The 20,813-nt window shown below is 42.9% G+C and carries 18 protein-coding genes; all 18 read left to right on the forward strand.

The window, feature by feature from the left end; all coding sequences use genetic code 11:
* The first annotated feature begins 485 nt into the window (after positions 1–485).
* The 18 genes from M72_RS12910 to M72_RS12990 all read left to right on the forward strand — a co-directional run bounded on the left by M72_RS12910 (position 486) and on the right by M72_RS12990 (position 20,799).
* A complete protein-coding gene (locus tag M72_RS12910; RefSeq protein ID WP_055068504.1) occupies positions 486–878 on the forward strand; it encodes a hypothetical protein in 393 nt (130 codons plus the stop codon).
* Between the two features lie 44 nt (positions 879–922).
* Positions 923–1,444: a DUF1016 N-terminal domain-containing protein gene (locus M72_RS17980; protein WP_330378254.1), complete on the forward strand. Its 522-nt coding sequence runs from the start codon at positions 923–925 to the stop codon at positions 1,442–1,444.
* 8 nt (positions 1,445–1,452) lie between these two features.
* Positions 1,453–2,031 carry a PDDEXK nuclease domain-containing protein gene (locus tag M72_RS17985; RefSeq protein ID WP_330378255.1) on the forward strand — a complete coding sequence of 193 codons (579 nt, stop codon included), beginning with the start codon at positions 1,453–1,455 and terminating at the stop codon, positions 2,029–2,031.
* Positions 2,024–2,296 (forward strand): hypothetical protein, encoded by a 273-nt coding sequence (locus M72_RS12920; protein ID WP_055068505.1) that lies wholly within the window; start codon positions 2,024–2,026, stop codon positions 2,294–2,296. Before M72_RS17985 ends, M72_RS12920 begins: the two co-directional genes overlap by 8 nt.
* Before the next feature lie 139 nt (positions 2,297–2,435).
* Positions 2,436–2,861, forward strand: coding sequence for a hypothetical protein (locus tag M72_RS12925; RefSeq protein WP_055068506.1), 426 nt, complete (start codon positions 2,436–2,438; stop codon positions 2,859–2,861).
* A gap of 166 nt (positions 2,862–3,027) precedes the next feature.
* On the forward strand, positions 3,028–3,522 hold the full coding sequence (locus M72_RS12930; RefSeq protein ID WP_082413919.1) for a PaaI family thioesterase: 495 nt from the start codon (positions 3,028–3,030) through the stop codon (positions 3,520–3,522).
* Between the two features lie 455 nt (positions 3,523–3,977).
* Positions 3,978–8,531: a glutamate synthase large subunit gene (gene gltB, locus M72_RS12935; RefSeq protein ID WP_022045342.1), complete on the forward strand. Its 4,554-nt coding sequence runs from the start codon at positions 3,978–3,980 to the stop codon at positions 8,529–8,531.
* Positions 8,532–8,545: 14 nt separating this feature from the next.
* Entirely contained in the window at positions 8,546–10,039 is a 1,494-nt protein-coding gene (locus M72_RS12940) for a glutamate synthase subunit beta (protein ID WP_055068507.1), read from the forward strand.
* Between the two features lie 345 nt (positions 10,040–10,384).
* On the forward strand, positions 10,385–11,644 hold the full coding sequence (locus tag M72_RS12945; RefSeq protein ID WP_055068508.1) for a methyl-accepting chemotaxis protein: 1,260 nt from the start codon (positions 10,385–10,387) through the stop codon (positions 11,642–11,644).
* Positions 11,645–11,688: 44 nt separating this feature from the next.
* Positions 11,689–12,147: a hypothetical protein gene (locus M72_RS12950; protein WP_055068509.1), complete on the forward strand. Its 459-nt coding sequence runs from the start codon at positions 11,689–11,691 to the stop codon at positions 12,145–12,147.
* Between the two features lie 59 nt (positions 12,148–12,206).
* The gene (locus tag M72_RS12955) at positions 12,207–13,232 is read left to right on the forward strand and encodes an acyltransferase family protein (protein ID WP_055068510.1); all 1,026 of its coding nucleotides are present in this window, start codon (positions 12,207–12,209) and stop codon (positions 13,230–13,232) included.
* 259 nt (positions 13,233–13,491) lie between these two features.
* Positions 13,492–14,295 (forward strand): bacteriohemerythrin, encoded by an 804-nt coding sequence (locus M72_RS12960; RefSeq protein WP_055068511.1) that lies wholly within the window; start codon positions 13,492–13,494, stop codon positions 14,293–14,295.
* 144 nt (positions 14,296–14,439) lie between these two features.
* Positions 14,440–15,192 carry a DUF4866 domain-containing protein gene (locus tag M72_RS12965; protein WP_055068512.1) on the forward strand — a complete coding sequence of 251 codons (753 nt, stop codon included), beginning with the start codon at positions 14,440–14,442 and terminating at the stop codon, positions 15,190–15,192.
* An 18-nt stretch (positions 15,193–15,210) separates the two neighbouring features.
* Positions 15,211–16,536: a threonine/serine exporter family protein gene (locus M72_RS12970; RefSeq protein WP_022045334.1), complete on the forward strand. Its 1,326-nt coding sequence runs from the start codon at positions 15,211–15,213 to the stop codon at positions 16,534–16,536.
* Between the two features lie 213 nt (positions 16,537–16,749).
* Positions 16,750–18,087, forward strand: coding sequence for an MATE family efflux transporter (locus M72_RS12975; RefSeq protein ID WP_055068513.1), 1,338 nt, complete (start codon positions 16,750–16,752; stop codon positions 18,085–18,087).
* A gap of 69 nt (positions 18,088–18,156) precedes the next feature.
* A complete protein-coding gene (locus M72_RS12980) occupies positions 18,157–18,714 on the forward strand; it encodes a TetR/AcrR family transcriptional regulator C-terminal domain-containing protein (protein WP_022045332.1) in 558 nt (185 codons plus the stop codon).
* A gap of 169 nt (positions 18,715–18,883) precedes the next feature.
* Complete coding sequence (locus M72_RS12985) at positions 18,884–20,251, forward strand: radical SAM protein (protein ID WP_055068554.1); 1,368 nt, start codon at positions 18,884–18,886, stop codon at positions 20,249–20,251.
* A gap of 218 nt (positions 20,252–20,469) precedes the next feature.
* The gene (locus tag M72_RS12990) at positions 20,470–20,799 is read left to right on the forward strand and encodes a DUF6110 family protein (protein ID WP_055068514.1); all 330 of its coding nucleotides are present in this window, start codon (positions 20,470–20,472) and stop codon (positions 20,797–20,799) included.
* The last annotated feature ends 14 nt before the right edge of the window (positions 20,800–20,813 follow it).

The following is a 20,813-nucleotide window of genomic DNA, read 5'->3' on the forward strand; positions in this document are numbered from 1 at the left end:
ACTCCATAATATTGATGAAATGGTTAGCGTTTTGTGATATAATTAACCTTAAGTTTTTATAACTAATATTAAGTACAAAATTTGAGAGAACATAGATGAAAGTACAGATTATTGGACACCTATTTTGAGATAATCAATAAGAACACAGCTAGAGAAAGTGTTCAGCAAGGAGTTGGCTGATATATGAATGCGATAAATTCCAATGAGCAGATGATACAGAAAATTAATGAAGTTCTCCAGAACAAGAAGGATGCAATAGTTAATATTATTAAAGTAATTGTAAATTTATAGTAACACAAATACTGGAATTAACGGATGATAACGGTACAGCGAGCAAAGCCGGTTATAAAAATATATGTGAAATAGGTAAAGAACGTATCCGTAGAGCAGGAGATAAAATCAGATCAGACCATCCAGATGCAGACATCGATATTGGATTTAAAGTATTTAGAACTGCCGATACCAATATAAAGTGGAATTCCATCATGGATATGGGACAGATCAATGTTAATCAGCTTGAGTATGCACCAGACCTTGTTGACTTCATGCCAGGTGCCAACGACATAGATATCGTATATGAATTGATGCTTCGTCAGCGTGATGTAGCACTTTCAGAAACATTAGAGCAGTTATCCGATATTGGGAGTCGTACATATCTCTATGCAAGCAGTTATTTGGTATGCTTGGAAATAACAATCACAGAGGATTTAGTTTCAAAACTTGCAAAGCTTGACCCATTGCCAATTAAATTTATTTTCAGAGATTCGACATTTAAAGATGATATTTCTTTAAAGGATGAGACATTCAGAAAACTGAAAGCTCTTATTGAAAAGAATGCAGGAGCTAGCAAACCTACATATACAGTGGAATTTATATAGAAAATATGGCAGAGATGTATAATCTGCCGTAAGGAGGCAGGCAGATGAATGAAGTTATGAATAGTGTAAATAATGTTATTATGGATAATTTTCATAAAACAGACAACATACTAAATGATGTTCAAACTATTATAGAAGTATCACAAAAAGAAGCTTATCGTTCAGTAAATACAATATTATCACAAAGAAATTGGTTGATTGGATATCGAATAGCAGTGGAAGAATTAGCTGGAGAAGAACGGGCTGAATATGGTGTAGAAATTATTAAAAATTTATCAAGGTACCTGACTCAAAAATATGGAAAGGGATATGACAGGAGTAATTTATATCACTGTTTAAGATTCTACAAGGCTTTTCCACAGATTGTCGACACAGCGTGTCGACAATCTGATATTAGACTCACATGGTCACATTATCGTACTCTTCTTCAAGTGCATGATGAAACAGCTCGCAAATGGTATGAGAAAGAAGCCTATGAGCAGACATGGAGTGTTCGTACTTTACAGAGAAATATTGATAGCCAATATTATTATCGTATGCTTCAATCACAGGATAAAAAGCTGTAGAAGCTGAAATGAGAGAAAAGACATCCTCATATCAAAATGATAAGCTTGAATTTATAAAAAATCCTGTAGTAGTGGAGTTTTTGGGATTAACGCCAGATGCATCTTTTAACGAGACAAAACTTGAGTCAAGTATTATAACAAATCTGCAGAAATTTCTGATGGAAATGGGAAAAGGATATGCGTTTGTTGCGAGACAGCAACACATCCACACTGAGAAACAAGATTATTATATTGATTTGGTGTTTTATAATTATATTTTGAAATGTTTTGTATTAATTGATTTGAAGACAGAGAGGATTACGCATCAAGATGTTGGGCAAATGGACATGTATATTCGTATGTATGATGAATTAAAAAAAGCGCCAGATGATAATCCAACACTTGGAATTGTATTATGTTCGGAAACGGATGAAGATATTGCAAGGTATTCTATATTACATGGAAATGAACAGCTATTTGCAAGTAAGTACAAATTGTATTTGCCGACAGAAGAAGAATTGCGTGAGGAAATAGAGACACAAAAGGCTATTTTTTATTTGCAACAAAAAGATGCAGAAGAGGAAGCAGGAGGAGAGCCAAATGCCTAAGCGTATTATATTTCAATTTGAGGATGATCTGGATTATCAGATACAGGCGATTCATTCTACAGTGGAATTGTTCAGAGGGTTATCAAGACATGTTGATGGAATTTACAGGCCGTCACGAACACGCAAATTTGGTGAGGGTGATCCTGTCAGAAACAATGACATTGTTGTTGGTAGCAGATTGTTGGAAAATTTGCGTAAGGTGCAGTTAGCAAATGGATTATTTGCTGATAATGTCCTTGCTGAAGGTAATAATGGGCTGACCTGACTGATGTGGAAAAAGCAAGATTCATTGCGGAGAACTTCATTTTAAAGCAGTATCCGATGATACGAAGTTTGATTGGGTAAATGGTTATGAGGATTTTGTAAATAAGTTTGGGGTTGCTGAGAGTGATTAAGGAGTGCATATGCTTGAAATACCAGATGACTTTGAAATAAATAGAAGTGTCATTAAGGAAAATAGTTCCTTCCAAGAGTTGAATACATTGCTAGAGGAAACAAGAAATTTCATGTATGAAATGAGTTTCTTAGCATATGGCAGAGATAACATAGTTTTACATAAAGTCGGAGTTATCAGTGGAAATCAGATTCTTGATTCTGTAAGTAGAACGGCAGAAAGTATTCGATATTGCTGCCTGAACGCTAATTTTGCAGATGCATATTCACTTTTGAGAAAATATAGGGATAATGTCTTTTATTATATTTATATGCTGACAGTTGGAGATAAGACAGATTTTATGAAGTATGTTGAATTAAAAGACCTAGGCAAAGATGAAAGTAATATTTATGATTGGATCAGAAATCAACAAAACTCATTGTTTTTATATGAATAACCCTAAGCATAACCCTAATATGAATTGTGGATGAAAAGATTAGTAATATAAGTGATGAAGAAAAGGAGCAACATTAAATGTAGGAACTATAATTTGACGCGTGACAATAAAGTTCATAAACCCTATCTTGCAAAATTTGACAAAAACGGTAATAAAGGAAGAAAACATGAGTAAGAAACACAAACATATTTCTGCAACGAAAACAACAGAACAAAAGGCAGTACAACAGTCACAGCAGCCACAGGAACTGACACCACAGAAGCTGAACCGGCTTTTGGAGAAAAATCCATTTGCACAGCTTCTGGGAATGGAACTGCTGGAAGTGCGGGAAGGCTATGCTTACGGAAGAATGCGCATGGATGAGCATTTTACGAATATTTACGGTGGAATGCATGGCGGATGTGCGTATGCGCTTGCTGATACGCTTGCTGGTTTGGCGGCATCCACCTATGGCAATTATGTTACAACGATTGACGGGAAAATGAATTATCTGGAGGCTGTGAAAGATACCGGCTATGTGTACGGTGAGGCAGAAGTACAAAGACAGGGAGGACGGATCGGCGTATATACCGTGAAACTTATGGATGAGAATCAAAGAGTTCTGGTTACTGCTGATTTTACCTATTACCGGACAGGACAGGCGATTGACCAGCAGGGATAGGGTGTTTTCAAGGTGTCTGATTTGGAAAAAATCAGATGCCTTTTTTCTTTTTACTTGTTTATCGCGTTAAAGTGCAGTAGTGTTAAAATATAAAAATACCAAGGAGGAAAAGTTATGGGAAAAGGTTTTGGACAGCATCGGAACATTGCAGCAGACGGTGAATGAATTTCAGATATAAATTGTTTGTAAAATAAAAACAACTTAATAAAAACAGAAAAAGCGGTCATATTTATGAAAAAATATTTCATGAATATGACCGCTTTATTGTTTGAAAAACGGTTAATATAAAAGAAAAAACAAGATATTATCTGACAATACTGCGATAGATAAATAATAGACAAATTATCAGACAATAGAACGAAAAAAATGATTTACAAGCGGCGATTATAGGAGTAAAATGAGAATCAGTTAAGAAAAAGCAACTCATGAATGATTTACAACGAAAGGATAGTTCTATGAAAGAGCAATGGAATGAGAGCACAGCAACCGCCAAAGGATTATATGATCCGAGTTTCGAACATGATAACTGCGGAATTGGTGCTGTGGTAAACATCAAAGGTATCAAGACCCACCAGACCGTGGAAAATGCCTTGAAAATTGTTGAGAACTTAAAGCATAGAGCCGGAAAAGATGCCGACGGAAAGACCGGAGATGGTGTTGGTATTCTTCTTCAGATTTCCCATAAGTTCTTTAAGAAAGCGACAGAGCCGCTTGGAATTAAGCTGGGAGAAGAGAGAGATTACGGCGTCGGAATGTTTTTCTTCCCACAGGATGAGTTAAAGACCAATCAGGCAAAGAAGATGTTTGAGGTAATTGTCGAGAAGGAAGGAATGGAATTCCTCGGATGGAGACAGGTACCGATTCATCCGGACAAGCTTTCCGACAAGGCCAGAGGATGTATGCCATGCATCATGCAGGCGTTCATCAAAAGACCGGAAGATGTGGAGAAGGGACTTGATTTTGACCGCAAGCTGTATGTGGCACGCCGTGTATTCGAGCAGTCCAACGATGACAGCTACGTTGCTTCTCTTTCGAGCAGAACGATCGTATATAAAGGAATGTTCCTTGTAGAGCAGCTGCGTCAGTTCTTCTCCGATTTGCAGGATAAGGATTATGAGTCTGCAATTGCAACCGTACATTCCCGTTTTTCTACCAACACAAATCCAAGCTGGGAGAGAGCACATCCAAACCGTTTTATTGTACATAACGGTGAGATCAACACCATCCGTGGTAATGCAGACAAGATGCTTGCCCGGGAAGAGACGATGGCATCCGGCAAGCTGCGCGGGGAATTCCAGAAGGTACTTCCGGTTGTCAACACCGAAGGATCTGACTCCGCAATGCTGGACAATACGTTGGAGTTTTTGGTGATGAGTGGCATGGATCTGCCACTGGCAGTCATGATCATGATTCCGGAGCCATGGGCAAACAACGCCGTGATGACACAGAAAAAGAAAGATTTCTATCAGTATTATGCAACTATGATGGAGCCTTGGGACGGGCCTGCATCCATCCTGTTCTCCGATGGAGATATGATGGGAGCGGTTCTTGACCGTAACGGTCTGCGTCCATCCCGTTATTACATTACAGACGATGATTATCTGATTCTTTCTTCCGAGGTCGGAGTTCTCGATATTGATCCGACCCATATCGTGACAAAAGACCGTCTGCGCCCTGGTAAAATGCTTCTTGTAGATACCGTGCAGGGCCGTGTGATCGATGACGATGAGTTAAAAGAAAGATATGCGGATAAGCGTCCGTATGGTGAGTGGCTTGACAGCAACATCGTCATGTTAAAGGATTTAAAAATCCCGAATGAGCGTGTGCCGGAATACACACAGGAAGAACGCCAGAGAATGCAAAGGGCATTCGGTTACACGTATGAGTCCTTAAAGGATTCCATCCTGCCGATGGCAAAGAACGGCATTGAGGGTACCGCAGCAATGGGTACGGATACACCGCTTGCGGCGCTGTCCGGAAACCGTGAGCCGCTGTTTAACTATTTTAAGCAGCTGTTTGCACAGGTAACCAACCCGCCAATTGATTCCATCCGTGAGGAGGTTGTTACTTCTACGACGGTGTATATCGGATCTGCCGGAAACCTCTTAGAGGAAAAGCCGGAGAACTGTAAAGTACTTCGGATCAACAATCCGATTCTGACCAACACAGACCTGATGAAAATCCGCAATATGAAAGTAGACGGATTTAAGGTAGAAACCATTCCGATTATTTATTATAAGAATACCAGTCTTGAGAAAGCCGTAGATCGTCTCTTTATTGAGGCGGACCGTGCATACAGAGACGGAGCCAATATCCTGATCCTTTCCGACAGAGGCGTGGATGATAACCATGTGGCAATTCCTTCCCTGCTTGCCGTATCTGCATTGCAGCAGTATCTGGTAAAGACAAAGAAACGTACTTCCCTTTCCCTGATTCTCGAATCCGGAGAGCCGCGTGAGGTACATCATTTTGCAACACTGCTTGGTTTTGGTGCGAGTGCAATTAACCCATACCTGGCACTGGATACCGTAAAACAGCTGATCGACGAGCACATGTTAGACAAAGATTATTATGCCGCAGTTGATGATTATAACCATGCAATTATCACCGGTATTGTAAAGATTGCAGCCAAGATGGGTATTTCTACGATCCAGTCGTATCAGGGTTCCAAGATTTTTGAGGCACTTGGTATTGATAAAGATGTCATTGACAAGTATTTCACCAATACGGTCAGCCGCATCGGCGGAATTTCCATCAAGGATATCGAGAATGATGTCAATACGCTTCATTCCGCAGCCTATGATCCGCTGGGACTTGAAACCGATGTAACCCTTGACAGCAAGGGGCGCCACAAGATGAGAAGCGGAGCCGATGCGCATCTGTACAATCCGGCTACCATCCATCTGCTGCAGCAGTCTACCAAACGTGGGGACTATGAGATGTTCAAGCAGTATACGAGTCTGGTAGATGAAGAAGAAAAGCATACGAACCTGCGTGGACTGATGGATTTTGAGTACCCGAAGAAGGGTGTGAAGCTTGAGGAAGTGGAAAGCGTAGATTCTATTGTGACACGTTTTAAGACCGGAGCGATGTCTTACGGTTCTATTTCGAAGGAAGCACATGAGACACTTGCCATTGCCATGAATCACTTACACGGTAAGTCAAACACCGGTGAAGGTGGTGAGGACAAGGATCGTCTGACCGTCGGACCGGACGGAAAGAACCGTTGTTCCGCAATCAAACAGGTTGCATCCGGACGTTTCGGTGTTACCAGCCGTTATCTGACCAGTGCGCAGGAGATCCAGATCAAAATGGCACAGGGAGCAAAGCCTGGTGAAGGTGGACATCTTCCGGGTAAGAAAGTATATCCATGGATTGCCAGGACAAGACTTTCCACACCGGGTGTATCTTTGATCTCCCCGCCACCACATCACGATATTTATTCCATCGAGGATCTTGAACAGCTGATCTTTGACTTAAAGAATGCAAACCGCGATGCAAGAATTTCCGTAAAACTGGTTTCCGAGGCAGGTGTCGGTACCGTAGCAGCCGGTGTTGCAAAAGCCGGTGCACAGGTTGTCCTGATCTCCGGATATGACGGTGGTACAGGTGCTGCGCCAAGCAGTTCCATCCACAACGCAGGTCTTCCGTGGGAACTTGGTCTGGCAGAGACGCATCAGACACTGATTATGAACGGACTGCGTAATAAAGTAAGAATTGAGACAGACGGAAAGCTGATGAGTGGTAAAGACGTGGCCATTGCTGCATGTCTTGGCGCGGAAGAGTTTGGTTTTGCAACCGCTCCGCTGGTAACCATGGGCTGTGTCATGATGCGTGTATGTAATCTGGATACCTGTCCGGCAGGTATTGCAACCCAGAATCCGGAGCTTCGTAAGCGTTTCGCAGGAAAACCGGAGTATGTTGAGAACTTCATGCGCTTTATCGCAGAAGAACTTCGGGAGTACATGGCAAAACTTGGTGTCCGCACAGTGGATGAACTCGTCGGACGAAGCGATTTCTTAAAGGTTCGCGGAGATCTGTCCGAGCGTGAAGCAAAGCTTGACCTGAGCAATATCTTAAATAATCCGTTTGCAGGAACAAAGCAGAAGGTTATTTTTGATCCGAAGCAGGTATATGATTTCGAACTGGATAAGACCAAAGATATCACGGAGTTCTTAAAACAGTTAAAGCCGGCACTTGATAAGAAGCAGAAGCGTATGATCGATACCGAAGTAACAAACGTAAACCGTTCGCTTGGAACAATCTTCGGATCAGAGATTACAAAGAAGTACGACGATACACTCGATGAGGATACTTTCATTATTAAATGCAGCGGAGCCGGCGGACAGAGTTTTGGTGCCTTTATTCCAAAGGGACTGACACTCGAACTGGTGGGAGATTCCAACGATTATTTCGGAAAGGGACTTTCCGGCGGAAAGCTGATCGTTTATCCACCGGCAGGAGTAAACTTCAAAAAGGATGAGAACATCATTATCGGTAACGTAGCACTGTACGGTGCGACAAGCGGTAAGGCATTCATCAATGGTGTGGCAGGAGAACGTTTCTGTGTCAGAAATTCCGGAGCTACTGCTGTTGTTGAGGGTGTCGGCGATCATGGATGTGAGTATATGACGGGCGGTCGTGTTGTTATCCTTGGTAAAACCGGAAAGAACTTTGCCGCAGGTATGAGCGGTGGTATCGCTTATGTACTGGATGAGGACAACGATCTGTACATGCGTACCAACAAGTCTATGGTATTCAGTGAGGAAGTCACCAATAAATATGACGTATTAGAGCTCAAAGAAATGATCAAAGAACATGTTACACTGACCAATTCGGAAAAAGGTAAGGAAATTCTCGATCACTTCAGTGAGTATCTGCCGAAGTTTAAGAAAGTCATCCCATATGATTATAACCGTATGCAGATGGCAATCGTTCAGATGGAAGAAAAAGGTCTGAATGCAGAGCAGGCACAGATTGAGGCATTTTATGCCAGCACGAGAGCATAAGGAGGGAAGAAACAATGGGAAAGCCAACAGGATTTATGGAATACGACAGATGTGAGGCGCGTTCGGTGGAACCAAAGGAACGAATCAAAAATTTTGATGAATTCCACATCTTCCTTTCCAAAGAAAAACAAAGAGAGCAGGCAGCACGCTGTATGGATTGCGGTGTCCCGTTCTGTCAGTCGGGTATGACTGTTGCCGGAATGACTTCCGGCTGCCCGCTACACAATCTGGTACCGGAGTGGAACGATCTGCTTTATACCGGAAACTATCAGCAGGCATATAACCGTCTGCACAAGACAAATAATTTCCCGGAGTTTACCTCCCGTGTATGTCCGGCTCTGTGTGAGAAGGCATGTACCTGTGGACACTGGGGAGATCCGGTATCTGTCCGGGACAATGAGCATGGAATCATTGAGACGGCATACAAAGAAGGTTATGCCGGACCACATATTCCAAAGGTTCGTACCGGAAAGAAAGTTGCCATCATCGGTTCCGGTCCTTCCGGACTGGCAGCAGCAGATCAGCTGAACCAGAGAGGACATGATGTTACGGTATATGAGAGAGATGACCGTGTCGGCGGACTTCTGATGTATGGTATTCCGAATATGAAGCTCGAAAAGCAGATCATTGACCGTAAGATCAATGTTATGAAAGAAGAGGGCGTGAAGTTTATCACAGGCTGTAATGTCGGTGTGGATGTCAAGAGTGCAGAGCTGTTAAAAGAGTATGACAGAGTCATCCTCTGCTGTGGAGCAAAGCATGCGCGTGATATCAAGGCAGCAGGTCGTGATGCAGAAGGAATCTATTTTGCAGTCGATTATCTGTCACGCAACACAAAGAGCCTTTTGGATTCCAATTTTAAGGACAACAAATTTATTTCCGCAAAGGGAAAAAATGTTGTGATCATCGGTGGCGGTGATACCGGAAATGACTGTGTGGGAACGGCTATCCGTCAGGGTGCAAAGTCTGTAACCCAGCTGGAGATGATGCCATGTCCACCGGCAGAGCGGGCAGCAAATAACCCATGGCCGGAGTGGCCGAAGGTGTTAAAGACCGACTATGGCCAGGAAGAAGCGATTGCATGTTTCGGTACAGATCCACGAATCTATCAGACAACCGTAAAGGAATTCCATAAGGATAAGAACGGCAAGTTGAATGGTCTGACAATCGTCAGACTTGAGAGCAAGGTGGATGAGAAGACCGGACGCAGAAATATGGTGGAGGTTTCCGGTTCCGAGAAGAAGATTCCGGCCGAACTGGTACTGATTGCTGCAGGATTCCTTGGAACAGAGGAATACATTGCAAAGGCATTCGGTGTAGAGCTGAACCAGAGAACAAATGTAGCTACAGAGCCTGGAACATATGCAACAAATGTAAAGAACGTATTTGTTGCGGGAGATATGCACAGAGGACAGTCACTGGTTGTCTGGGCAATTCGTGAGGGCCGCGAGGTGGCACATGACGTGGATACAAGTCTGATGGGATATTCTTATCTGTCCGTACAGTAAAATAGAGACTTATGGCTGGTGCATAGCCATATGATTTTTGGGAGTCATCTGAAACAGATGGCTCCTTTTTTACCTCTTGTGGGCTTCACGCAGTTATTCTTATTTTTATCGCAGTATATCTGGTGGCAAGCAAAATGCACATGATACTTTGAACACAGCAATGCAGGCGGACATGTGGAATGTAAAGGTCAGGGCAGCAGTGATCCGGATGCTCCGTGTGTGGAACTGCAGATCTCAAGCAGTTTTGGACAGACTTGTATAATTTTTGGATAATTCTGCTTGATATTATGTACATTTTGATGTAGAATTATAGACAAATAGTATACGATACATAGGAGGAAACGTATGCGTAAGAATTACTTTCAAAATGTGAAAATTGCGGATAAGCTGAAAATGGTTATGAAAGCAATTTTTGCAATTTTACTGGTGAACAATATTCTGTTTGCAATTTTAATGCTTGTATTTGGACATCCGGTATGGATTATCATTCCTGTCATTGCAGTAGTTGGTATGCCATTGCTTTCCAAAATGATCATTCAGGAACTGACAGAAAATATTCTTGAACCGTTAGACCAGATAGAAAAGGCCGCAGATGACATGGCACACGGAAATCTCGAAATTGATATTTCTTATCAGGGGGAAGATGAACTGGGAAAGCTTGCAGAAAGTTTCCGCAATACATCTTTTTATTTAAGGGGTGTTGTGGACGATATCAATCAGCTCCTTACAGAGTTTGCAAAAGGAAACTTTGATGCGAGATCCCATGATATTGAAGCCTATCAGGGAAATTTCGGTGAAATTTTAAAGAAACTGGAAGCGACAGAAAATAATCTGAGCCAGACGATCAAAAATGTACAGGAATCTTCCAATCAGGTATCCGCAGGAGCTGACCAGCTGGCACAGAGTGCGCAGGGACTGGCAGAGGGAGCTACCGATCAGGCAGCGGCAGTACAGCAGCTGACATCTTCGGTTGCCGAGGTTGCTACACATATCGAAGAAAATACAAAGTCTACAGACAGTGTACATGACCAGGCAAAGCGGGTTGCAATCAAGGCAGACAGCGGAAGTGCAAAGATGAAAGAACTGGTCGAAGCCATGCAGCATATTTCAGAGACCACCAATGATATCCAGGTTGTCATCGGAAAGATTGAAAGCATTGCCAGCCAGACAAACCTGTTGTCTTTAAATGCATCCATTGAGGCTGCGCGTGCCGGTGAAGCAGGAAAAGGATTTGCGGTTGTTGCAGAACAGATTAAAAACCTTGCGGAAGAGAGTGCTTCTTCGGCAGAAGAAACCCGTGTCATGCTGACAAACAGTCTGAATCAGGTGGGTGTCGGAAGCTCTGTTGCAGATGAGACTTCCCAGTTTATGTCGGAAATGATCGAACAGCTGGATGCGGTTGTTATGGAGGTGGCTAAGATCCGTCAGATTTCTGATCAGCAGGCAGAATCGGTAAAGCAGATTTCCGCTGCTGTTGAGCAGGTAAACGGGGTTGTGCAGTCTAATTCTGCTACTTCTGAAGAAGTATCTGCAACCAGTGAAGAACTTTCTGCATCTGCTGAAAGTCTGGATGAGATGGTATCTGATTTTGTTCTTCGTAAATAAGATACGAACAGATGACTGGCACATTGTACAGATGAGGTGATTTTATGCCGTCGATCATGGTGTATACGGAAGAAACATTTTATTATACAGACGGAATCCGTGTTGTTGCGCGGGAAGAATATATGCGGCCGGATGTTACGGAACTGAGTTTCTACCGGAAAGAAGGTTTCTGGTTTGGATTTGAAGCTCCGTATTCTATTTATACCATGCAGGGAATCCGGGCATTGATTGAGTTGAAACTCAGACAATACGATTGTACACCGGAATTTCGCTATACGCGTAAGAAAATTGAATATAGTTACAGTGAAAAAAAGATTCTCGATTCCGTGATTTTTTATATCACGAAATCCGATCAGCCGGGAGTTTTGTCTGTGATGGAGGAAATTAATCATTCCACTCATCTGTGTTTCTGGAACATGAAAGTGCCATACCATGATTTTGGGGAAATCCGTAAACATACCGATGCGGTATTTTACGGAATGTTTCAACAAAAAGCGCAATAGTTCTTGACTTTTTCGGCAAAAGTTCTATAATACATTCTCGGTAATAGAGGATGTGTCGAATGAATAAAGAGAGAGATTATTTTTTTGATAATTTGAAAGCGGTATTGATATTCTTGGTCGTGCTGGGACATTTTTTGCTCCCTATCCACGGAGAAAGTGTTCTTGTGGTGGTAAAGCGCCTGATCTATGTATTTCATATGCCGCTTTTTGTATTTGTGTCAGGTTATTTTGCAAAGAAAATATATAAAAACGGGCAGTATAATTTTAAAAAAATATTGTATCTGATCAAGGCGTACATCATATTTGTTATTGCAATTCAGATAGTATATGCACTGTGTGGATTCCGGGATTTCTCAGAGATTAATTTTTTCTCGCAGAGTGGGGCGCCGTGGTATCTGTTTGCCATGATTGTGTGGTATCTTACCATTCCTGTCATCCGGAAGTACAAAGAGATACCGGTATTAATCGTGACGGTTGCGCTGGCCCTGATCGCCGGATATTTCAAAAATATCGGCGATTTTTTGTGCATGTCCCGTATTCTGGTATTTGGTCCGTTCTTTTATCTGGGATATTATATGGAACAACCGGTGCTTGAACGGGCATTGCGACCGGTTTACCGGAGAGTTGTTGTACCGGCTGCTGTGGCAATCTGTGCGGGGATTCTGGCGTTTGGCTCAAAGTTAAAAGATGAGCTTGGCATGGTCTATGAAAACATTTCCTATTATGAACTGGATGATGTGTGGGAAGGACCGTTTGTCCGTCTGGCACTGATGATTGCCGCGTTTCTGATTTCGTGGGCGATTATGTTTTTTGTGCCGCGTGGGAAAACCTGTCTGTCAGTGATTGGACAGAATACGATGCCGGTATATATGCTGCACCGGATCCTGCGGGATATCCTGATGTTTGCGGGAATCTATGACTATCTCGGAGACTGGGGATGGTTTGCGCTGTTTGTTCTGATTTGTCTGAGTATCTGCGTGATTTACCTGCTTATTAATCCAAAGGTAGTAAATCAGGTAAATAAGATTCTGACACTGTATACCCCGCGGCTGTGGGGCAGAATACGCCGGAATCAGGAGATATAAAGGAATCGTAGATTGACGTTTCCTCCTATATTTTCTAAGCTTAGAACCAGAAAGATATAGGAGGAATTTTTTTATGGATGCAAAAAAGTTTGGAGTACTCTGGTATTATGGAGAAATGTCTGCACGGATACTTAATGGTGTAACGGCACAGCGTATGATAGAAGTAATTCGTATTTGACAATTCCAAAAAATGATTATATAGTGGCAGAAAAGAACTTTTGTTTTCACAGAGAAAATACACTGAGGGAGGAACGTAATAATGTACGAATTTACGCAGGATTGTCTGACGGGCATCGACCAGATCGATGAAGAGCACCGAAAACTGTTTTCGCTGATCAATGAAGCGGTTGAACTGCCGAAAGAAGCACGCACACCACAGACGGTAAAAAATATACTGGAACATTTAAGTGATTATGCCGTAAACCATTTTGCACACGAAGAAGCCTATATGGAGGCACAGAACGATCCGGAACTGCCGTTGCAGAAAAAAGAGCATCAGGCATTTGCCGATCACGTAAAACTTCTGGAAAAGCAGCCACTCACCGGGGAGAATGCATCGGCGATGCTCGATGAGATTCTGACCTATCTGGTACGCTGGCTGTACCGGCATATTTTAAGCAGTGACATGATGATCGGGAAAATGCAGAAAGAAGATCCGTTTGTGTTTACCGCGAAATATTATACGGGAATTGAACTGGTAGACAGGGAACACCGGAAGCTGTTTGAGATTATCGGAGAGGTAAATGCACTGATCCATAACGACCTGCTTCATGACAAATACGATGAAATTGTACGTCTGCTGGATGAACTCCGGGAATATACCAAGTTTCATTTTGAAGATGAAGAGGCCTATATGCAGAAAATCAACAGCCCGATGCTTGAAGCGCAAAAGAGGGCGCATCAGGCATTTGTGGACAAGCTGATGAGTATCGATCTGGATAAGCTGGAAGAAATTGATGACAACCAGCAGGAATATCTGCATGAGCTGATCGAGTTCCTCGGCGGATGGCTGATCAATCATATTTTAAAGATGGATACGCAGATTGAAAAGACAGAGCAGTAAGTATTATGTGCGGTGAAAGGATTATTTTCACCGCATTTTAATATGTCAATTTAATATGAAACTTATATAGAAAATACGTTATCCTTTTTAAAAATATTCTTTATAATAAAAGATAGCGAGATTGAGAAAAGGAAGTGTATTTTTATGGCAACAATTTTTCCAAGGGAACAGAAGGCAAAAATGCTTTTTGAAAAGATTAAAGAGAATCCGCAGGCATGTGAGCGCCTGATGGAAACGTTTTATGATGCGCTCGGAGTGGGCGATGATTATGAGGGCAACGGTCTTTCTGCGGAGCAGTTCGCAACCGCACTGTTTCGTTCTTATGAGGAAAAGGATCTGACGGCGTTTCTGATGGCAATCTGCCAGAACAGTATGTTTGATCTGCTGCGGAATTCGTTTCTGGCTCCGTTTCGTTTTAATGCCAATGGTCAGACAAATCCCTATATCCTGACGGATGAGGATGGAAAATTAATTCCGGATATCAAATTTCATGTCAGTGACAAAAATTATGAGCAGTTTTTTAAGGTATTTCAAAAGAGTGAACAGGTGAAGATGTATCTGGCATACGGATTCCGTAAACGGCATTGTTATGACAGAGATACCATGGAAGCACAGGAAATCCGTATGGGAGAGCATATCGGAGTGCTGCTTGTCTATGAAATGCCGGATACGGTAAAAATACAGGAGACAGAAGCGCAGGCATATGCGGCCATCTGGGATATCCTGATGGATCTGCAGAAATCCCTGCCACGTTCGGTCGTTTATTACGGACAGGATTCCATGGAAAATAAGGGAAACCGTTACGATGCACTTGGGGTGTTTTTGCCGATGTACCATTTTCGGAAGGCATTGGAGAAAAACATTGATATTGCAAACAAAATTGTATTGATGCATTAAGAAAGAGGATGATGATTCATGCAAACCACTGCAATACCTAAAAATCACATGGATATCCCATGGCATGAGTACAGCGGCCACGGAAATTGTCCGATTACAGAGGCAGACCTGACCGAAAAAGCTTCAATCGTCGGCCGTGTCGGCCTGATGCTGTTATCCTGTGGAACGGGAGCCTGGCGTGTCCGCAGTTCCATGAATACGATTTCACAAAATCTCGGAATTACATGTTCGACAGATATCGGTCTGATGTCGATTGAATATACCTGTTTTGATGGAACGAGTGGATTTTCCCAGTCTCTTTGCCTGACCAATACCGGAGTCAACACATCAAAACTGAACCGGCTGGAGCGTTTTATCGGTGAATTTTCAACCGTAGGGAAAACCATGACGGGCGAACAGCTCCATGATCATCTGGATGAGATCGACCGGATTCATGGACTCTATTCCCCGGTGGCTTTGGGATTTGCCGCGGCACTGGCATGCGGCGCATTCACATTTTTGCTTGGCGGAGGACCCGTGGAAATGCTGTTTGCTTTTTGCGGGGCAGGACTTGGAAACTTTGTCCGCTGCAAACTGACAAAGCATCATCTGACACTGTTTCTCGGGATTGTGGCATCCGTTGCCTCGGCGTGCGTTACCTATACCATTCTGCTTCGGATCGCAGAGCTGATTGCCGGGGTTTCCCTGCAGCATGAGGCGGGATATATCTGTTCCATGCTTTTTATCATTCCGGGCTTTCCGTTTATTACAAGCGGAATTGACCTTGCCAAGCTGGATATGCGTTCCGGGCTGGAGAGGCTGACCTATGCGATCATTATCATTGTTGTTGCGACCATTACGGCATGGCTGATGGCACTGCTTTTGCATCTGCATCCGGTGGATTTTCCGGCGCTTTCCATGTCCGTTCCCATGCATATCATACTGCGTCTGGTCTTCAGTTTCTGCGGCGTGTTCGGATTTTCGATTATGTTTAACAGTCCGTGGAAACTGGCGGCAACGGCAGCACTGATCGGAGCAGTGGCCAACACCCTCCGGCTGGAGCTGGTGGATCTTGCTTCATTTCCTCCGGCTGCGGCTGCTTTTGTGGGAGCACTTTTGGCAGGAATCCTTGCATCATTGATCAAAAACCAGGCGGGATATCCAAGGATTTCACTTACGGTTCCGTCGATTGTCATTATGGTACCGGGACTGTATCTGTACCGGGCAATTTACAATCTGGGGGCGATGTCTTTGAATACCTCTGCATCCTGGTTTGCTTCTGCAATTTTAATTATTGTGGCACTGCCGCTTGGTCTGATCTTTGCAAGAATTCTGACCGACCGGACATTCCGGTATTGTACATAGAAATACGTCTGTTTCCTTACGGCTCCACAAATCCCGGAAAGATACTGACACCTCTTTATTTTAGAAAAGACTTGCAAAAACAGACCAATTGAAGTAAGATAAGATACACAAAACAGGATGTCTGAAAAAGACTATAGATTTTACGGTTTCTGATTCAAACCGTCGGTCTATAGTCTTTTTTTGCGGAACATCCGGCAGAAAAGAGGAGTTTGTATGAATCAGGAGTACATGAAAACAAGAAAAATCCTGCCGCTGGTGCTTTCCATGTCACTTCCCATGGTCATATCCATGGCAGTGAATGCATTGTATAACATTGTGGACAGTTATTTTGTGGCAAAGATCAGTGAAGATGCGATGACGGCGCTTGCCCTTGTGTTTCCGATGCAAAATCTCGTCAATGCCATTGTTATCGGATTTGCGATCGGAATCAATGCAAGGGTAGCCTTTTATCTGGGAGCAAAAGAAGAGAAAATGGCGGATGAGTCGGCATCCGTGGGGCTTTTGTTAAATTTGATCCACGGTCTGGTGCTGGCACTGCTTTGTTCTGTCATTATGCCATCGTTTCTTCGGATGTTTACAGGCGATACACAGGTGATCGCACTGGCATGCACGTATTCCACGCGGGTATTTGCGTTTGCACCCGTGATCGGTCTGGGACTTGCATATGAAAAGATCTTTCAGGCAGTCGGGCGGATGAAGGTGTCGATGATCTGTATGATGCTCGGATGTGTAACCAATATTATTTTAGATCCGGTTATGATCTTTGGTCTGGGATCGGTACCGAAGCTTGGAATTGCGGGTGCGGCTTATGCCACGGGAATCGGTCAGTGTGTGACGCTGGCGGGGTATCTGCTGTTTTATTTTGCACGTCCGATGCATGTAAAGGTCAACGTCGCAAATATGAAGACAACCGGAAACGTAATGAAAAATATTTATACCATCGGAATTCCGGCAACTTTAAATCTTGCACTTCCTTCCATTCAGGTGTCCGCATTAAATGCAATCCTTGCGCCGTTTCCGGGAAGTTATATTCTGGTGCTCGGAGTTTATTATAAACTGCAGACATTTATTTATCTGACGGCAAACGGAATTGTGCAGGGAATCCGGCCGCTCGTTGGATATAATTATGGAGCGGGAGAATATGACAGGGTGAAAAAGATTACGCACACCTCCATGGGATTGATCGCACTGGTTATGGTTATGGGAATGGCAATTTCCTGTGCAATTCCGCAGCAGCTGATGGGATTGTTTACCACAAGCCGCGCAACAATGGAAATCGGAGGTGCGGCACTCAGAATCATCAGTTTTGGATTCGTGGTATCCTCGGTTTCCGTTACATTTTCCGGAGTCCTGGAGGGACTGGGAAAGGGCATGCCATCACTTTTGATTTCTCTTGCGCGCTATATCGTTGTGATGCTGCCGGTTTCTTTTGTGCTCAGCCGGTTGTTACAGGCATCGGGTGTGTGGTACGGATTTGCCGTTACCGAGTATATCGTAGCGGTTCTTTCCTATTATATATACAAATTCCATATGAGAGATATAAAAGGGTAACAAAATAAAAAAAGTGTGGTACAATAGTTAAAATATGGATAAGAGAAAAGGAATAAGGAGGAGTCGGTTATGCCATACTCAAACGCCACCAAACAGGCATTTGCAGATGCTCTTCGAAAACTGTTGGAACAGAAACCTTTTGCGAAGATCAGTGTATCACACATTTGCGAAGAATGCGGAATGAACCGCAAAAGTTTTTATTATCATTTTAAAGATAAATATGATCTGGTCAACTGGATTTTTGACACTGAAATTACAAAGATTTTTTCAGAAGAAGAATGGAAAAATGCCGGCTTTACATGGGATATACTGGAAAAAATCTGTGAGTATTTTTATAAACACCGGACATTCTATTCGAAAGTACTGCAGATTGAGGGGCAGAACTCTTTTACAGAACATTTCCGGGATATTTTAGTCCCTGTCAATCGTAAATTTCTTGCGATGGTAGAGGAAGAGGAAAAAGGAGAGCATGAGGAATTTTATATTCATTTCTTTTCGGATGCATTTCTGGCAGCACTGGTGAGATGGCTTGAGGACAGGGAATGTGTGTCCCCGCAGGAATTCAGTGCACTGTTGCGTTCGAGTGTGGAAATGATTGCAAAGTATGTGCTGCAGAGTCAGAAATAAGGGCAGAAGCATTCTGTAATCTGGCAAAATTCGACAAATTTTACCCACATTCGTGCATTTGTCCACTTGAATTTGAGAAGAGAAAAGATATAATACTTTTCAGATTACACAAAAACATTTCTGTCATGTTATGGCGACAGAATGAAAGGAAGTTGAGATTATGAATAAAATGTCATTACAGAAGAGTATTCAGAACTTTGGAATCAAGCAGGCCTTAAAGTATATGGAGAAAGATCCGGAGGAGAATATTCCGAAACTGATGGATATGGTTGACAAATTTGCACCGGACGGATGGTATGAGGCACAGAGAAATATGATCCGCAAGGTGATTCAGGAGAGGGGAAACTGGTACCAGCTGATTCTTCGCATTTATCAGCTGAATCCGGAAGTCCGTAAGGCATTCTTCCAGAATTTCATTTTCAATGCAAGCTTAAAAGGCAGCGCACTGCAGGAGCAGCTTGCTGAAGAAAACAACTGTAACATTCCGTGGGCAATTCTGTTAGACCCTACCTCTGCATGTAATTTACACTGTACCGGATGCTGGGCAGCAGAGTATGGCCATCAGCTGAATCTGGATTTGGATACGATTGATTCTATCGTACGTCAGGGTAAGGAGCTTGGTACCTATATGTATATTTATACAGGTGGAGAACCATTGGTACGTAAAAAAGACCTGATCAAGATCTGTGAGATGCATCCGGATTGTGAATTCCTTTCTTTCACAAACGGTACTTTGATTGATGAAGAGTTCTGCCAGGAAATGCTTCGTGTCAAGAACTTTGTTCCGGCGATCAGTCTGGAAGGATTCGAGACAGCCAACGATGGACGAAGAGGCGAAGGTGTATTTGATAAAGTACAGCATGCCATGAGCCTGTTAAAGAGCCATGGTTTACCATTTGGTATTTCCACCTGCTATACCAGAAAGAATTTAGATGATGTAACCAGCGAAAAATTCTTTGATATGCTGGTTGAGAGTGGTGCATTATTTGTATGGTTCTTCCACTATATGCCGGTTGGAAATGATGCAGCAGTGGAACTTCTGCCTACACCTGAGCAGCGTGAGGAAATTTTCCATCGTATCCGTAAGTTCCGTCAGACAAAGGCAATATTTAGCATGGATTTCCAGAATGACGCACAGTTTGTCGGCGGATGTATCGCCGGTGGACGAAGATATTTACATATCAATGCCAAGGGTGATGTGGAGCCATGCGTATTTATTCATTATTCCAATGCAAATATTCATGACTGCAGCCTGCTGGATGCTTTAAAGAGCCCATTATTCCAGGCATATCATGACAACCAGCCGTTTAATGACAATATGCTTCGTCCGTGTCCGATGCTTGAGAACCCGGATAAGCTTGGAGAGATGGTAAAAGAGTCAAAGGCAGTAAATACCGATTATCAGTCACCGGAGACACCGGAACATCTGAAAGAAAAGGCTGCTCCTTATGCCGAGAACTGGACACCTACCGCAGAAAAACTCTGGAACAAAGAAAAAGAAAAGATTGCAGCAGGAAAAGCCGGCGTGGAACAGTAATGATAAGTTTTCTCAATAAGTACAGCCGGATTGTTGTTGCATAAAGTGTGGGACTCCGCTATTTATCGGATGATAGATGGTGTGAGTCCTTTTTTTATACTCTTTTTTGCACGCCGTGGTGACTAAAAAAATACTTGCAAATTGGAAAAATGGGGCATAAAATACGTTTTTAAACAGGAAGACAAAATTATAAATCAGTTACTAAGGAGGAAACAATGATGTTAAAGTGTTTCAAAAATTTTGATGCAAAGAAAACCGGACTTTTTGCAGCAGGTGTACTGTTTGGTACCGCAGGAATCAAGATTCTTTCCAGCAAGGATGCAAAGAAACTTTATACAAATTGTACAGCAGCCGTACTCCGTGCAAAGGAAGTTGTTTTAAAGACCGCTACAAAGGTACAGGAGAATGCAGAGGATATCTATGCAGAGGCTAAGCAGATCAACGAAGACCGTGCAGCAAAAGAAGAGGAAGTATTTGACGGTGAGGAAGTAACCGAAGAGACAACTGCCGAAGAGACAGAAACTACCGAAGAGACAGCAGAGGCATAAAAACGCATGAAAGA

It is taken from the genome of Roseburia faecis, assembly GCF_001406815.1.
Lineage (GTDB): Bacteria > Bacillota > Clostridia > Lachnospirales > Lachnospiraceae > Roseburia > Roseburia faecis.

Bases quoted from the DNA above. Each gene is read 5' to 3' on its own strand.
- M72_RS12945 (WP_055068508.1), top strand. From the start codon at position 10,385: ATGCGTAAGAATTACTTTCAAAATGTGAAAATTGCGGATAAGCTGAAA.
- M72_RS12975 (WP_055068513.1), top strand. From the start codon at position 16,750: ATGAATCAGGAGTACATGAAAACAAGAAAAATCCTGCCGCTGGTGCTT.
- M72_RS17985 (WP_330378255.1), top strand. From the start codon at position 1,453: ATGAGAGAAAAGACATCCTCATATCAAAATGATAAGCTTGAATTTATA.
- M72_RS12940 (WP_055068507.1), top strand. From the start codon at position 8,546: ATGGGAAAGCCAACAGGATTTATGGAATACGACAGATGTGAGGCGCGT.
- M72_RS12960 (WP_055068511.1), top strand. From the start codon at position 13,492: ATGTACGAATTTACGCAGGATTGTCTGACGGGCATCGACCAGATCGAT.
- M72_RS12930 (WP_082413919.1), top strand. From the start codon at position 3,028: ATGAGTAAGAAACACAAACATATTTCTGCAACGAAAACAACAGAACAA.
- M72_RS12910 (WP_055068504.1), top strand. From the start codon at position 486: ATGGATATGGGACAGATCAATGTTAATCAGCTTGAGTATGCACCAGAC.
- M72_RS12990 (WP_055068514.1), top strand. From the start codon at position 20,470: ATGTTAAAGTGTTTCAAAAATTTTGATGCAAAGAAAACCGGACTTTTT.
- M72_RS12925 (WP_055068506.1), top strand. From the start codon at position 2,436: ATGCTTGAAATACCAGATGACTTTGAAATAAATAGAAGTGTCATTAAG.
- M72_RS17980 (WP_330378254.1), top strand. From the start codon at position 923: ATGAATGAAGTTATGAATAGTGTAAATAATGTTATTATGGATAATTTT.
- M72_RS12965 (WP_055068512.1), top strand. From the start codon at position 14,440: ATGGCAACAATTTTTCCAAGGGAACAGAAGGCAAAAATGCTTTTTGAA.
- M72_RS12950 (WP_055068509.1), top strand. From the start codon at position 11,689: ATGCCGTCGATCATGGTGTATACGGAAGAAACATTTTATTATACAGAC.
- M72_RS12920 (WP_055068505.1), top strand. From the start codon at position 2,024: ATGCCTAAGCGTATTATATTTCAATTTGAGGATGATCTGGATTATCAG.
- gltB (WP_022045342.1), top strand. From the start codon at position 3,978: ATGAAAGAGCAATGGAATGAGAGCACAGCAACCGCCAAAGGATTATAT.
- M72_RS12970 (WP_022045334.1), top strand. From the start codon at position 15,211: ATGCAAACCACTGCAATACCTAAAAATCACATGGATATCCCATGGCAT.
- M72_RS12980 (WP_022045332.1), top strand. From the start codon at position 18,157: ATGCCATACTCAAACGCCACCAAACAGGCATTTGCAGATGCTCTTCGA.
- M72_RS12955 (WP_055068510.1), top strand. From the start codon at position 12,207: ATGAATAAAGAGAGAGATTATTTTTTTGATAATTTGAAAGCGGTATTG.
- M72_RS12985 (WP_055068554.1), top strand. From the start codon at position 18,884: ATGTCATTACAGAAGAGTATTCAGAACTTTGGAATCAAGCAGGCCTTA.